Below are 14077 nucleotides of genomic sequence, written 5' to 3' on the forward strand. Positions count from 1 at the left end.
AAATTGAGCCAATTTAGCGACTAAATCCGTTTTATCAATATAGATTTTATTTCTTTCACAAAATTCGCTAAATGCTGTAATGCTTAATGGCAGTTTGGAATAATCGATCATAATACCACTTAAAAAATAGTAACTTGTTTATTTATCAAGTTTGACTTCCTCCTCGGTCTAAAGACTGGGAATTCCAACTGCTAAACAACAATAGTGCTAATGTTATTAGCATCGGTGGGTTCCTGCTGTCGATCTCTTATGAGATTCGCTTGACAGGCCATCCGGGCAAGTCCTACCCTTGTTTATGTTGATTTAATGTCTTTGTAAATACAGACTTGGTTTTTGTCTGAATTTGTGAGACTTTATCTGACAGCAGTATAGCATATGCTTTATATCTCCGTTCTGAAGAACGGAGTGTTAGCTGCTGAACTTTTTTTGATAAAAAAAAATCCTCAGCGGGAGATGACAAACCGAGGATTTTAAAAACTGAAATTTAATCTTTTACTTCTTTTTAATTTTTAAGCATCTTGCCAAGAATTCCTTTATATAAAGGAGAAAGTAATGAAATCACCGAAAGCACGAGGAAGACAGCGCATATCGGATTAGTGGCGAAAATCGCCAAGCTGCCGTCACTCATCATCAATGAGCCCGTGAAGTTCTGCTCGGCAAGCGAGCCTAAAATTATACCGATAATTACACCGGGAACTCCCATGCCTATCTTATTCATGAAATATCCGACAATGCCCGCGGCAAACATTATGAGCACGTCATTCATGGAATTATTGTATGAGTACGTTCCGATAACCGCCATGATAGTAATAATCGGCAGCAATATTACGCGCGGAATATTTACGACCTTGACGAACAGGCGAATTAAAGAAAAACCCATCATGCCCATCACGATATTGGCCGCCATCATGCCGATGAAAATGGCATAAACGTCAGGAGCATGGTCAACAAAGAGCAAAGGACCGGGCTGCATGCCGTGCACCATCAGCGCACCTAAAATAATCGCAGTCGCGCCGTCACCGGGAATACCTAAAGTCAATACCGGAATAAACGCACCGCCGACAATCGAGTTATTGCCTGATTCTGAAGCCGCGATACCGCGAGGGTCACCTTTACCGAACTGAGACTTATCTTTTGCCCAGCGCTTGGCCTGGTCATAAGAAATCCATGATGAGATGTCACCGCCCGTGCCGGGAACACAGCCGATAAAGGTTCCGATGCAGGAAGAGCGCAGCAAAGTGGTCAATGTCAGCTTGAAATCCGCCCAGGTAGGCAATACGTTGTCTATCTTGATTGTCTGTTTGGTCTGCTTATTCTTATAGGCATCCTCAACATTGACAAACACCTGAGTCAGCGCAAAAAGTCCTATCAGGATCGGCATGAAAGATACGCCGCCTGACAGATACAACGTTCCTAAAGTAAATCTTTCAAGTCCGCTCATCGCGTCAAGTCCGATGGTGGCGATGAACAATCCGATTAGACAGCTTATAAGTCCTTTTAAGATAGAGCCCGATGACACCGAAGTTATCATGCTGATGCCGAAGATGGCCAAAGCAAAATACTCGGGCTTGCTAAATTGCAGCGCCACTTTTGCCAGCATCGGAGCAAACAAAATAAGACAGACGGTGGAAAAGACTCCGCCGAAAGTAGATGCCATAGTGGAAATCGACAGCGCGCGGCCGGGCTGACCGTTAGTTATCGCCATCGGATATCCGTCAAGCGTGGTTGCGGCGGACGCCGGTGTACCGGGCGTGCGCAATAATATCGCCGTGATGGAGCCGCCGTAAATCGCTCCGCAGTATATGCCCAAAAGCATCACGATGCCGCTCATTCCGCCGACGCTGAAAGTTATCGGAAACAACAAAGCAAGTCCCATGTTGACGCTAAGTCCCGGCATCGCACCGATAAATATGCCTACCGCCGTTCCGGCAAGGAGCAGTCCGACGTTTTCAAAGGTGGCCAGTATGGCAACCGCCTCTAATACCGCATCCATATCCCTACTCCATAAAGATTGATACCGGCATGGTGATATGCAGCAGCATGCCGAACACTACGTAAATAACCGCTAAAAACACCAGTGACGCCGTCAGCATCGTGGCAAGGCGCTTTGCTCCTAAAAGATTCATCGCCGCAAACATGAACAGAAATGTCGCAACGTAAAAGCCGGTCAGATAAATAAGAACAAGATAACCGCCGGTTAAGACCATCATCTTGTATACGCTAAGATTCTCTGCTGCAGCCAAAACGATTTGCTCTTTCCCGTAATCGTTTTGGTGCTTTACCGTATCAAAAACAATCAAAAAAGCTACGGCAATCAGGCCCACGGCCAGAATAAACGGCCAAAAGCCCGGCCCCGGGCCGAAAACGGTCATTTCTATGCCGTAGCCGTATGACGTCCACGCTATGGAGCCTCCAATGATTAAGGTCAATAGTGCAACGATATAATTACAAACTTTAAGTGTTGTCATATATAAACACCCCGCGCGGACGCCTTTCTTACTACTTAGCCATGATTTGCTTCATGAACTCGCCGTACATGGCATAGTCTTCTTCCATCATCTTATCGGCGTCAACACCGATAATGGAGGTCGGGTCGATTCCCTGCTTTAAGAAGTACTCGGCATATTCGGGAGTTGATGAAACGCGCTTTGCAGAATCACGTAAAATCTTCAAGGCTTCTTCCGGAGTTCCCTTCGGAGCCACCAAGGTTGCCCAGGCACGAATAGTCATGTCATGGCCTAATTCCTTAAAGGTCGGAACATCCGGGAACATCTTGGTACGCTTATCGGCCATCACGGCCAAAATCTTCAGGTTGCCGGCTTCTATCTGGCTCTTGAAAGATGACGGGTCAGCCAATGTGCCGCTGATATGCTTGCCGGCCATCGCGGCTGCGATATCAGCAGTTCCCTTCGGATAAGGAATGTGCTTGACTTTAACGCCGAACTCTTTTTCAAAGGCTAAGGTGGCAATATGCCAAATCGCTCCGACGCCGGAGTTACCCATCATGATTTCACCCGGATGGTCTTTGACGTAAGCTACGAATTCTTCAAGCGAATTGTAAGGAGCATCGCTCGGAACGATTAAGGCGGCAGGGGCTGCAATCGGGGCGATTACGGAATCATACTGGCTATAAGATAATTTAGTCTTGCCCTGATGCGGGAAAATATCCAGCTCCACGGTGACCATACCCAAGGTGTAGCCGTCAGGCTTGGCGTTGGCGACATCAACCATTCCGACGATGCCGTTGCCGTCAGGTTTGTTCTGCGGTACGAAATTGGCATTGCCCAAATCCTGCTGCATCATGGTGATAAGACCGCGTGCGGTGATATCAGTACCGCCACCCGGATTCTTAGGGATAATCACGGTAATGTCTTTATCTTCAGGATATGCTGCATTGGCAGCGCCTGCGGCAAAGACGCTAAGGCCGATTGCTATGGCTGCGGACAAAAGCTGAAGTTTTTTCATGGGTTATGTCTCCTTAGTCTATAGTGAACTTGTCAAGCGCAATATTTTTGCGCGAATAGGTATAAGAAATATAAAGAGCATTGCCGTAAGCGCGGATGCACGGATATGAGAACTCACCGGGGCCGTCGGCTAATACTGCTTCTTCTTTAAAATTAATGCCGTCATCTGATGAAAACAGCGTCAGCGGCGTACGGTCAGCCCAATTGCCGCCTACGGGATTGCAGACTAAATAAAGCTTGCCGTTTACATATACGGCATCAAGTCCGCTGTTATTGTTATCCATATTGACAGGATACGGTTTTAAGAAAGTCTTGCCGCCGTCGGTACTGTCTGCTCTTATAACTTTGCCGTAAGTCGAGCGCAGCAGCACGTGAACACCTTTATCATCTTCCCAGACAGTAGGCTGAATCACGCCCTTTCCTGAAAAAGACTGCTCGCTTACTTCTATATCTTTATTAAGCGGTGAAAAATTACCGTCTTCCTGATAATTGATTTCCGCACTCTTTTCAAAAGTACGTAGATTGTCATGACTTATATCCAAAAAAGCACGCCACGGACCATTTTCAAGAGATCCCGGGCACAAAATCGCGCCGGAACTGATTCTTATAGGTTTATTGCGTACAGGACCCCTGCCGCCTATATCTCCTTTTACCATCTCATAAGGAGCTGTCCACGACAAACCTTTATCATACGAATGCATGATCATGGTTTTCCAAGTTGCAATGACATTCCCTACTTTATAAAAAAGCACCAAATCATCTTCACTTAGCTCAAATAACACAGGATTCCAATGGGCTTCGTTTGCAGAAGCTATTTTGACCGGAACGGATGATTCTCCCTCCTTTGCCCTGCACATGTAAATTGCAGTATCGCTTTTTCCCTCGTGAGATCCGGCAAAAAATACAGTAATAACCGTGTTATCGCTTAATTTGATTAAATTGGAGGCATGGCACATATTAAAACTGCGTTGTGAACATGCCATCACATGAAAATCACGCTTTAACATTAGGCTCTTCCTCCGATTATATTGGCGGCATTTTTTAAAATCTGCGCATACTTTAAAACCAGCTCGTCAGGAAAACGTAAAGACGGACCTGTTATGCTAAGCGCTCCTTTAAGATGATTTTCAATATCAAAAACCGGTACAGCCACACATTTAATGCCGAACTCATGTTCCATGTTATCAACACTAAATCCGCGCTGCTTGATGCGCCGCAGTTCCTCTTTTAATAAAACCGGATCAGTTATGGTGTTATCGGTATAGGCAACAAGAGGTTTAGCTAAAACCCTGGACACATCAGCATCACTGTAATTTGCGAGCATTGCTTTGCCGATCCCGGTACAAGTCAAAGGTGCTGTCATACCTATAACCGGCTTTGCCGATATGCTGTTGCGAGGAAAAGCACCTTCTAAATACATCACTTTATCGCCGTTGGGAATACCGAAATAAACCACTTCTCCGATTGCAGAAGAAATCTTGTTAATAACCTCACGGGCTTTTGCCTGACAAGTAAATTGTGCCCCGACTTTATGTGCTATTTCCAAAAAACGAAGAGACAAACTGTAGCGACGATTCTTCAAATTTTTTTTCACGTACCCGAAATGCTCAAAGGTCGCCATAATGTCATAAACATTGCTTTTATTAAGATTAAGACGCTTGCTTATCTCTGATATTCCGTAATCTTCTTTGTCAGCGCACAGACATTCGATAATTTGTAAAGCCTTGACCAAAGATTTCTGCAACATTGCCTGCCTCTCTTATATAACACCTTTTGTCAGCATTAAATTTCCGTATACCGCAGTCTCTCTGGTAAGAACTATCGCAAAAGCCGTACGACTTTTTTCATAAAAATCCTGTCGTTCATACTCAATAAGATCGGTTTTGACTCCGCTTGCACGAATTATGCTTCTATACTCATCCCATATAGGTACTTTAACTCCCCTTTCCAAATCGCCTTTTGAGACTTGCATGACATGGCAAGGAGACGTTAAATGATCAAGCGGAAATAACTTTAAAATTTCTGTTAAAAGCTCAGGAATTAAAATACCATCCTGTCTTATGACGACAGCTTCTTTTCCCACGCTGTGGGCCGGAAAATTGGCGTCGGCTAAAACCAACCTGTCACCATGTCCCATTCTAGCCATGGCAAAAAGCAGTTCAGGACTTATAAGAGGAGAAATTCCTTTTAGCATGTTAATTCCTAAGTTTTCAAAAGATCCGGGGAAATCCCCGGATCGAACAACGGAAAGAAAAAACTATTTATACATAGGACCGTATGCTTTGCAGGCACGATAATCCTGACCTTCCTTATCCATGCCGTAAGCATTCCAGCAAGCAGGACGGAAAATCTTATCTTCAGGAACATTGTGCATGCAGACCGGGATACGCAACATAGCGCACAAAGTAATTAAGTCGGCTCCGATGTGACCGTAGCTGATTGCTCCATGGTTTGCACCCCAATTATTCATGACGTCATAAGCGCTCTTAAACGGTCCTTCTCCCACTCGCGGAGTAAACCAAGTGCACGGCCAGGTATAATCGGTACGTTTCCACAATGTATCAGTTACCTCATCAGGAAGTCTTACCGTCCAGCCCTCAACAAGCTGCATAACAGGACCTACGCCTTTGACGATATTAAGACGTGCCATAGTAACGGGCATTGCGGCCTCAGTGACAAAGCGTGAAGAGAAACCGCCGCCTCTGAAGTAGCCGTTATCAGCAGCACACCAGGTCGTAGCCTTAAGGCATTCGTCGATATCCTTATCATTCATTTCCCAGAAAGGCTTGATGCACGGATTACCATCTTTATCTAAGGCTTTGCCGCAAGCATCCAGGCAGGCTGCTCCTGAATTGATAAGATGAATAAATCCGCCTGCTTCTTTAGCTTTGCCTTCAAGTTCATAACCTGTAACGCGTTTTACAGCTTCGGCGCTCCAATAAGTACGGACATCGGCAAAAATCTGAGCAGTATTGGTTAAAAGCTTGTTAAAAAGCATGGTTGCGCCGTTTAAGCTGTCATTTTCTGTAGCGGTAACAAACGGCTCACGAGCTCCTTCCCAATCAAATGAAGAGTTGAGCAAAGCTTCAGCAAAATCGGTATTAGGGAAATGATCGGTCCACTGTCTTTGGCCTTGGAAGCCGCCTGCGATAGCATTAAATCCGACAGCCTCTTCTTCACGACCTTCAGGCAAATTCTGATTACCCTGATACAAATCCTTGATAATAACCATGGATTTGACAACGAATTCAAAGGCTTCTTCCATCTCTTTATCTGACTTGCGGACAAATTCAGGATTCTTGTCAAAGCCAATCTTGCACTTTTCCTTTGCCCAGGCTAATGCACGCTGATACTCTTCTTCATTGTAAATATGTTCATTCATGCGGCGTAAAAGCTCAACTTCGTCAACGGACTCAACGCGCATGCCGAGGTATTCTTCAAAAAAGTCGATATTTACCATGGAACCGGCAATACCCATGCAGGTAGCGCCGATTTGCAGATATGATTTGCCGCGCATAGTAGCAGCTGCTACCGCAGCACGGGCAAAGCGCAGGATTTTTTCCTGCACATCGCAAGGGATGGAAGAATCATCTGCTTCCTGAACGTCATGGCCGTAAATACCGAAGGCAGGTAAACCTTTTTGTGCAAAACCTGCTAAAACACATGCCAAATATACGGCTCCCGGACGCTCGGTACCGTTAAATCCCCAAACGCCTTTAATCGTCATCGGATCCATATCCATGGTCTCAGCACCGTAGCACCAGCACGGAGTTACGGTTAGAGTGATGTCAACGCCAGCGTGCTTGAATTTGTCAGCACATTTTGCAGCCTCGGCGCCACGGCCTATAGTAGTGTCGGCAATTATTACTTTTACCGGCTCTCCGTTTGAATAACGTAAATTTTCTGAAATAAGCTTAGCGGCAGCATGAGCCATACCCATGGTCTGTTCTTCAAGAGACTGTCTTACCTGCAAAGGTCCGCGACGAGCGTCGATTACGGGACGGATACCGATTACGGGATACTCACCCACATAACGATTAGTAGCCATATAAAGTTCGACTCCTTAATACTGATTTTTAAAATTTATTTAAATTTTGTAACAAGATGCCGTAAGGTGTTAGGCCAAAAAGCACGAAAACTTGTAAAATATTCACATTTTGTAAAATTTAGCCAAAATCGTGACTCAACTCTTGTTTTCTAGTTTTTCATATAAATTTTCTTTTCAACAGACCTAACGTTCTGTTTAGCAAAAACTTTTTATAATTAAACAAATTACTGTTCTGTATTAAAGAACAGTAAATTTTTACCTGAAAATCAATTTATTAATAAAATTCAATAAGATAAGTAACTTTTAAGTTAATACGTTGCAAAATGACATTTAATTTTTATTCTTGGCCTTATATCAAATAAAAATTTAAATTTTATGACTATCATGATTTTGTTAAATATTCACTTTTAAGGATTTGATATGCTGTCACTGCCTGCAGGTGCTTACGATGAAAATTTCGAACGCGGATCATTAACCTTTCCTTTTGACTATCATTACATCAATAAACATCACCCGCGCTTTATCATGCCGTTTCACTATCATATTGATCATGAACTCATCCGCATCTTAAAAGGCGGTTTATCCATTACGCTTAACGAACGACATTATTATCTAAAGGAAGGAGACTACCTGTTCATTTCCGACGGCGTCGTTCACGGAGGTCACCCTGATTCAATCAACGATGTTTATGAATGCGTAGTTTTCAATCTGTCCAAAATTTTTGATACGACAAAGCCAAACACAATTGACTTAAAGCGCCTTATCACTCATCAAATCCAACCCAAAGAAATCTTTTACAAAGAAAAAAACACCGGCTTGTCATACTTTATTGATTCTTTTTTTGACATAGTAAAAACCCGAAACGACGAGAATTCATTGCTGGCTCAAGGACTGCTTCTAACAATCCTCGGCAATATTTTTCACTTAAAGGAATTTACGACAAAAGAAGATGAAATAGCCTCACGCTACTTAAAATATTTAAACAAGACCAATGTTCTGTTTCGTTATATTTTCGACAATTACGATAAAGACATAGCCCTTGAAGATATGGCGGCAACAGTTAACTTAAACCCTAAATATTTTTGCAAATTCTTTAAAGAACTTACCGGCAAACGTCCGATGGACTATTTAAATGCCTTCCGTATTGAATGCGCTGCCGTAAAACTCCAAAGTCCGACCGAAAACATCAACCAGATCGCCTATACTTGCGGTTTTAAAGATCCGGCGTACTTTACCAAAATGTTTAAGCGCTACAAAAATCTCTCTCCGCGGGAGTTCAGACAATTAAACCTTGAACAAAAAGATTAACTGCAAGACTAAGTATTTCGTCTTAAAAGAAAATTTTTCAAAAAATATAAGATAAAAGCACATAGACATTAATAAAGTACAAATGATTTCAAATAAACATTTACATGCTTAATAAGCTGTTATATAAGAATATATTATCTTTATTTGCATAAATATTTTATTTGAAACTAAAAATTGAGCTATCTCACATCTTAATTATTTAATCTTTATAAAGTGAATTTTATCCAATTTTAAAATCATTTTTTTATATCTGAGCTTATGCATTTCTACTAAATTAATCATAAATTCTTTATGGCTTAATGCTGTTCTTTATTACAGAACATGGCAGATTGCGGAGATATTATGTCAAATAACATCAGTTTCCCGGGCGGCGCATGGCCGGTCATGCTGACCCCTTTTACGGCAGACAACAAAGTTGACTACGAAGGACTTAAAGCACTTACTAAGTGGTATATTGACAACGGATGCTCCGGTCTTTTTTCCGATTGCCAATCCAGCGAAATGTTCTTCCTTACAAAAGAAGAACGCATCAACATAGCTAAAACCGTTATTGACGTTGCTGCAGGAAAAGTTCCTGTAATAGTTTCAGGACACATTTCCGATTCCATTGAAGATCAAATTGATGAACTTAAAGCGATTGCCGCCTTAAAGCCTGCAGCGCTTATTTTCATCACCAACCGCTTTGCAAAAGAAAACGAAAGCAATGAGATTTGGCGTAAAAATTGTGAAACAGTGGTAGCCGCACTGCCTCAGGATTTACCTTTGGGCCTTTATGAATGCCCCTATCCTTATAAGCGTCTTATTGATGAAGATAATCTTAAATGGATTGCTCAATCAGGTCGTTTTTATTTCCTAAAAGATACTTGCTGTGATCTTAATCTTTTGAAAAAGCGTGCCCAAATCGTTAAAGGCAGTAATCTTAAGATTTATAATGCCAACACAACGACCTTGCTTGATTCCTTAAAATCGGGCTGTCACGGATTCTGCGGTGTAATGGCGTCTTTCCAGATGAAGATTTATGCTTATCTTTGCGATCATGTAAATGATGAAAAATCTGAAAAACTGCAAGATCTTTTAACTATAACTTCGCTTATTGAGCGCCAATATTATCCGGTAAATGCAAAATATTACCTGAAAACTTTTGAAAATCTTCCCATTACTACCGTCACCCGAACAAAAGACGATTCCGGTTTAACCGAAACATTCAAGACTGAGGTTAAGGCGCTTAAAGATCTTACAGACGACTATGCCAGAGCTTTAGGCATCTGACGGAATCGTATATCAAAGGATGTAAAAATGAATCAATTTAAAGAAAGATTATTAAAGGGTGAAAAGCTCATAGGATTTGAAGTCGATCTCGCCGAACCTTGCATTTCCGAGATGGTTGCCGCTTGCGGTTTTGACTTTATATGGGTAGACACCGAACATCAGGCAATGGATTACGAAACGGTATTAAACCAAATAATCGCCTGTAAAGCTGGCGGGGCCGCATCTATAGTCCGTGTACCGCAGAATGAGCCCTTTTTAGCCAAACGTGTTTTGGAAATGGGTCCTGACGGAATCATTTTCCCTAACGTAAATTCAGCGACAGAACTTAAAAAGGCGATGGACGCCTGTTTATACCCTCCGTACGGCAAACGCGGATTCGGACCTAAACGAGCCTGCGGATACGGACGCATCGATCTTTTTGATTACATAAAAGAAGCAAAAGATGCCATGTGCCGCTTTGCTCAGCTTGAACATATTGATGCTATTAATGATTTGGACAATATGTTAAAAGTAGAAGGCTGTGACGGTTTTATCGTCGGTCCGTGCGATTTATCAGGATCAATCGGTTTGCTTAATGAAACCAAGCATCCTAAAGTAGTCGCTCTTATGCAAACGGCAATTGAAAAATGTAAAGCAGCAGGTAAACCTATCGGTGTTGCAGCGGCTTACTCGCCAGAGGACGTAAAATTCTGGTATGACCTTGGCTTCCAATTCCTGTCAGCAGGAACGGACACTGCAGCTATTATTGCCCGAGCTCAAGAACAAATTGCTGTTATGTCAAAGTTTTTTAAACAAAAATAATGCATAATGACCATGCATTTTTAATAAGGAGTCATTTTATGAAATTCAAACCCGCAATTTTAGCTGCCGCTGTTGCTTCTTTTGTCGCTTTTTCCGCTTCTGCAAATGCTGCGGACTTCCCTGAAATGGAACTTTCTTTAGCACACAGTGCTGCTGCAAGTCATGCTCATAATGCAGCCGCTTTACTGTTTAAAAAAGAGGTTGAAGAGGCAACCGGCGGTAAAGTTAAAGTAGAGGTTTATCCTGCTTCCGAGCTTGGTGATCAGCCTGCTCTTATCGATCAGTGCGTCACCGGCGGCGATGTTGACTTGGTTATCGCATCCCAGTCAAATCTTGCCACCTATATGCCTAAAATGAATGCTTTAAGTGCTCCTTTCCTTTTCCAGGATTACGATCAGGCCCACAAAGTAATTGATGATTACATCATGCCTTGGCTGTATGACGATATGGCCGATACCATGAATGTTCTGCCTCTTTCCATGTTTGACTACGGATTCCGTCATGTAACCACACAGAATATTGTAGTAACTAAAGCAGAAGATCTTAAAGGCGTTAAAATCCGCGTACCGGGCTCTGCCGGCTTGCTTGCAACTTTTGACGCATTAGGTGCCAACACACAGACTATCGCTTACTCCGAACTTTATCAGTCATTAAAGCAAGGTGTTGTCGACGCTGAAGAAAACCCTGTCGCCACAATTCTTGCCGACTCATATTACGAGTGCCAGAATCAGCTTTCATTAACCGGACACTTCTTTGATATGCAGGCATTAATCATCAACAAAGACATCTATGATGAAATGACTCCTGAATTGCAAGAAGTTGTTAAGAAAGCCGCTATTGACGCACAAAACTTAACCCGTACACAAATCCCCGGAGAAGAGGCTGAAATTATCGCCAAACTTAAAGAATACGGCATGAGTGTTACCGAAGTTGATAAATCAAGCTTTATCTCCAAGATGGGTCCTGCCTACAAAAAGATCGCAGAACTTTGCGGTCAAGAAGAACTTGACAACCTCATTAAAGCTATAAAGTAGTTCTTTAAATAAAAGTGCGGCGATATTTCGTCGCACTTTCCTTTAATAAAGAGGGACTTTTTTATGATTATGTTTGCCATGTTCGTGGGCGTCCTTGTTACTTTATTTATCGGCGTTACCACCGCAGGCAGTATGGCTTTTATTTCCATTGCTACTTATATCGGCATGGGAGAAGCCACTTTTAACAATATGATCCGACTGCCGTCCAGTATGTACGATCAGGTAAAAGGCATTACTTTAATGGCAATTCCTTTTTTCCTGTTAATGGGTAACTTCATGAACCGCGGAGGCGTGTCAAAAGATCTTTTTGCTTTTGCCCGTGCATGCTTAGGTCACCGTTGGGGCGGTTTAGCCAATGCTGCCATCGCATCCTGCATGATCATGTCGGCAATGTCAGGATCCGCCGCCGCTGTAGCAGCCGGCGTCGGTATGATTGCTATTGCCGAGATGCGTAATACCGGATACCACCAGCCGTTCTCATGTGCGGCAATTGCCGCCGGCGGCGGTTTAGGTCCGATTATTCCGCCCAGCATTACCTTGATTCTATTTGCTTCTTTAGTTCCCGGAACCTCGGTAAACGCTCTCTTTTTAGGCGGTGCCATCCCGGGTATTCTGACCGGATTATTCTTTATACTTTACGCAAGTTATGAAGCTCGTCATTCTAATTTCGGTAAAGTTCCTGCCGTACCTATGAAAGAGCGCGTACAGCTCGGTATTAAAGCCATTTGGGCTTTATTGATTCCGGTTATCGTTTTAGGCGGTATTTTTATCGGATTTTTCACCGCTACCGAAGCTGCGGCTGTAGCTGCTTTCTACTCAATGCTTCTTGGAATGTTCAAGTACCGTCAATTAAAGATTTCCGATCTGCCGGGCATTTTCTGGGCAACGGCAAAATCCACCGGACAAATCATGTTCGTAATTGCTACCGCGGCTTTCTTCCAGCATGTTTTACTTAAAACCCGAATCCCGCACATGGTAGTTGAACAGATGGTATCAACTTTCTCCTCAATCGCCCCGATCCTTATCATGATAATTCTTTTGCTTCTGCTTATGGGTTGCTTCATGGAAGGAACAGCGATTTTACTTATTACCGTTCCTATTTTCTATCCTTTAGCTCAAGCCTATGATTATCCTACGGTACAGCTTGCTATCGTTATGTGCATTGCCCTAGCCTGCGGTGTATTAACACCTCCTGTAGGCCTTAACCTATATGTGATGTCAAGTATTACCGGAGAAAAGATGATGAAAATCGGACGAGCTGCTGTTCCGTTTGTAATCATCATGGTAGTCGTAACCTTAATGGTTGCCTTCTTTGAACCGCTTAGCACCTTCTTACCTCGTGCTCTAGGTTATAACGCGTAAGGAGAACTAAGGTGAACGCTTATTTTAAATTCGAGGATATCGCGGGGAAAATTACTCGTGCTCTTGCCGGATTCTGCCTTATGGTAGTCTTCGTGCTGTTTTTGTTAAATATTTCAACCCGTGCTTCATTTATTACCTGGAACCCTACATGGATTGACGAAGTCATCCAGTTTTTCCTTGTGTGGATGATCTTTCTTGCCGCAGCTGAATTAGTGCGAACAGGAGAGCACTTTCTGGTTGATATTATTACTGATAAACTGCACGGAACCCTATCAGGACGTATCTGCAGGCTGATTGCCACTGCAATCATGCTTGTTACCTATATTATTATTTTATATTTCGGTATCAAGTTATGCATACGTTCTAATATCAAAGTAACCTTCACTTTACCGCATGTCGTTAAGATGTCATGGTTCTATCTGTGCATCCCTGTTGCAACTTTCTTTATGGTTATCTATGCAATCCGTGATTTTTATTACGCAATTGCTGACGTTGTCACCGGCGGCAAAATCACCGCCAAACTTGACGAAATGAAAGCCAAAGCAAAAGCTAAAGATGAAGACGCAATTGCAATTGAAAAAGCAAAAGAAGCTTTAAAACAACAGGAAAACCAATAGTTTTTCTTAAAAAACTAGTAAGCCGGACAAAAATTGTCCGGTTTTTTTTTCATCAAAATACTTCCTCAATTGCCGCCACTTCACGCATAGGAGTATGCGTGTCATCTTTGTTTTCATTAACGATGACAACGGCAAGCGTGACTACTTCTTTATCGGTGATTCTTAAACCGTATC

At 42.8% G+C, this 14077-nt stretch carries 13 protein-coding genes; 6 read left to right on the forward strand and 7 right to left on the reverse strand.

Going from position 1 to position 14077, the window contains the following annotated elements:
- Nucleotides 1–502: 502 nt before the first annotated feature.
- The 7 genes from QZ019_RS06615 to QZ019_RS06645 all read right to left on the reverse strand — a co-directional run bounded on the left by QZ019_RS06615 (nt 503) and on the right by QZ019_RS06645 (nt 7512).
- Complete coding sequence (locus QZ019_RS06615) at nt 503–1993, reverse strand: tripartite tricarboxylate transporter permease (protein ID WP_295483447.1); 1491 nt, start codon at nt 1991–1993, stop codon at nt 503–505.
- A 4-nt stretch (nt 1994–1997) separates the two neighbouring features.
- Nucleotides 1998–2468 carry a tripartite tricarboxylate transporter TctB family protein gene (locus QZ019_RS06620; RefSeq protein ID WP_295483450.1) on the reverse strand — a complete coding sequence of 157 codons (471 nt, stop codon included), beginning with the start codon at nt 2466–2468 and terminating at the stop codon, nt 1998–2000.
- Between the two features lie 31 nt (nt 2469–2499).
- On the reverse strand, nt 2500–3465 hold the full coding sequence (locus QZ019_RS06625) for a tripartite tricarboxylate transporter substrate binding protein (protein WP_295483453.1): 966 nt from the start codon (nt 3463–3465) through the stop codon (nt 2500–2502).
- 13 nt (nt 3466–3478) lie between these two features.
- Nucleotides 3479–4471, reverse strand: a complete 993-nt coding sequence (locus QZ019_RS06630) for an exo-alpha-sialidase (protein WP_295483454.1) — start codon at nt 4469–4471, stop codon at nt 3479–3481.
- Nucleotides 4471–5211: an IclR family transcriptional regulator gene (locus QZ019_RS06635; protein WP_294566613.1), complete on the reverse strand. Its 741-nt coding sequence runs from the start codon at nt 5209–5211 to the stop codon at nt 4471–4473. Before QZ019_RS06635 ends, QZ019_RS06630 begins: the two co-directional genes overlap by 1 nt.
- Nucleotides 5212–5223: 12 nt before the next feature.
- Nucleotides 5224–5658, reverse strand: a complete 435-nt coding sequence (locus QZ019_RS06640; protein WP_295483457.1) for an RbsD/FucU domain-containing protein — start codon at nt 5656–5658, stop codon at nt 5224–5226.
- Nucleotides 5659–5721: 63 nt separating this feature from the next.
- Complete coding sequence (locus QZ019_RS06645; RefSeq protein WP_295483460.1) at nt 5722–7512, reverse strand: L-fucose isomerase; 1791 nt, start codon at nt 7510–7512, stop codon at nt 5722–5724.
- Nucleotides 7513–7932: 420 nt separating this feature from the next.
- On the opposite strand from QZ019_RS06645, the gene QZ019_RS06650 reads away from it, so the two are divergent.
- The 6 genes from QZ019_RS06650 (at nt 7933) to QZ019_RS06675 (ending at nt 13903) form a co-directional block, all read left to right on the forward strand.
- Nucleotides 7933–8820: a helix-turn-helix domain-containing protein gene (locus QZ019_RS06650; RefSeq protein WP_295483462.1), complete on the forward strand. Its 888-nt coding sequence runs from the start codon at nt 7933–7935 to the stop codon at nt 8818–8820.
- A gap of 342 nt (nt 8821–9162) precedes the next feature.
- The gene (locus QZ019_RS06655; RefSeq protein ID WP_295483464.1) at nt 9163–10089 is read left to right on the forward strand and encodes a dihydrodipicolinate synthase family protein; all 927 of its coding nucleotides are present in this window, start codon (nt 9163–9165) and stop codon (nt 10087–10089) included.
- A 27-nt stretch (nt 10090–10116) separates the two neighbouring features.
- Entirely contained in the window at nt 10117–10890 is a 774-nt protein-coding gene (locus QZ019_RS06660; protein ID WP_295483466.1) for an aldolase/citrate lyase family protein, read from the forward strand.
- A 38-nt stretch (nt 10891–10928) separates the two neighbouring features.
- Nucleotides 10929–11924, forward strand: a complete 996-nt coding sequence (locus QZ019_RS06665; protein ID WP_294566627.1) for a TRAP transporter substrate-binding protein — start codon at nt 10929–10931, stop codon at nt 11922–11924.
- A gap of 63 nt (nt 11925–11987) precedes the next feature.
- Nucleotides 11988–13286: a TRAP transporter large permease gene (locus QZ019_RS06670; protein ID WP_294566629.1), complete on the forward strand. Its 1299-nt coding sequence runs from the start codon at nt 11988–11990 to the stop codon at nt 13284–13286.
- Nucleotides 13287–13297: 11 nt separating this feature from the next.
- A complete protein-coding gene (locus QZ019_RS06675) occupies nt 13298–13903 on the forward strand; it encodes a TRAP transporter small permease (RefSeq protein ID WP_295483470.1) in 606 nt (201 codons plus the stop codon).
- Nucleotides 13904–14077 lie beyond the last annotated feature (174 nt).

Source organism: uncultured Succinatimonas sp., assembly GCF_905203285.1.
Lineage (GTDB): Bacteria > Pseudomonadota > Gammaproteobacteria > Enterobacterales > Succinivibrionaceae > Succinatimonas.

Excerpts from the sequence above, each read along its gene's own strand:
- QZ019_RS06615 (WP_295483447.1), bottom strand. The coding sequence starts at position 1,993 with ATGGATGCGGTATTAGAGGCGGTTGCCATACTGGCCACCTTTGAAAAC.
- QZ019_RS06620 (WP_295483450.1), bottom strand. The coding sequence starts at position 2,468 with ATGACAACACTTAAAGTTTGTAATTATATCGTTGCACTATTGACCTTA.
- QZ019_RS06625 (WP_295483453.1), bottom strand. The coding sequence starts at position 3,465 with ATGAAAAAACTTCAGCTTTTGTCCGCAGCCATAGCAATCGGCCTTAGC.
- QZ019_RS06630 (WP_295483454.1), bottom strand. The coding sequence starts at position 4,471 with ATGTTAAAGCGTGATTTTCATGTGATGGCATGTTCACAACGCAGTTTT.
- QZ019_RS06635 (WP_294566613.1), bottom strand. The coding sequence starts at position 5,211 with ATGTTGCAGAAATCTTTGGTCAAGGCTTTACAAATTATCGAATGTCTG.
- QZ019_RS06640 (WP_295483457.1), bottom strand. The coding sequence starts at position 5,658 with ATGCTAAAAGGAATTTCTCCTCTTATAAGTCCTGAACTGCTTTTTGCC.
- QZ019_RS06645 (WP_295483460.1), bottom strand. The coding sequence starts at position 7,512 with ATGGCTACTAATCGTTATGTGGGTGAGTATCCCGTAATCGGTATCCGT.
- QZ019_RS06650 (WP_295483462.1), top strand. The coding sequence starts at position 7,933 with ATGCTGTCACTGCCTGCAGGTGCTTACGATGAAAATTTCGAACGCGGA.
- QZ019_RS06655 (WP_295483464.1), top strand. The coding sequence starts at position 9,163 with ATGTCAAATAACATCAGTTTCCCGGGCGGCGCATGGCCGGTCATGCTG.
- QZ019_RS06660 (WP_295483466.1), top strand. The coding sequence starts at position 10,117 with ATGAATCAATTTAAAGAAAGATTATTAAAGGGTGAAAAGCTCATAGGA.
- QZ019_RS06665 (WP_294566627.1), top strand. The coding sequence starts at position 10,929 with ATGAAATTCAAACCCGCAATTTTAGCTGCCGCTGTTGCTTCTTTTGTC.
- QZ019_RS06670 (WP_294566629.1), top strand. The coding sequence starts at position 11,988 with ATGATTATGTTTGCCATGTTCGTGGGCGTCCTTGTTACTTTATTTATC.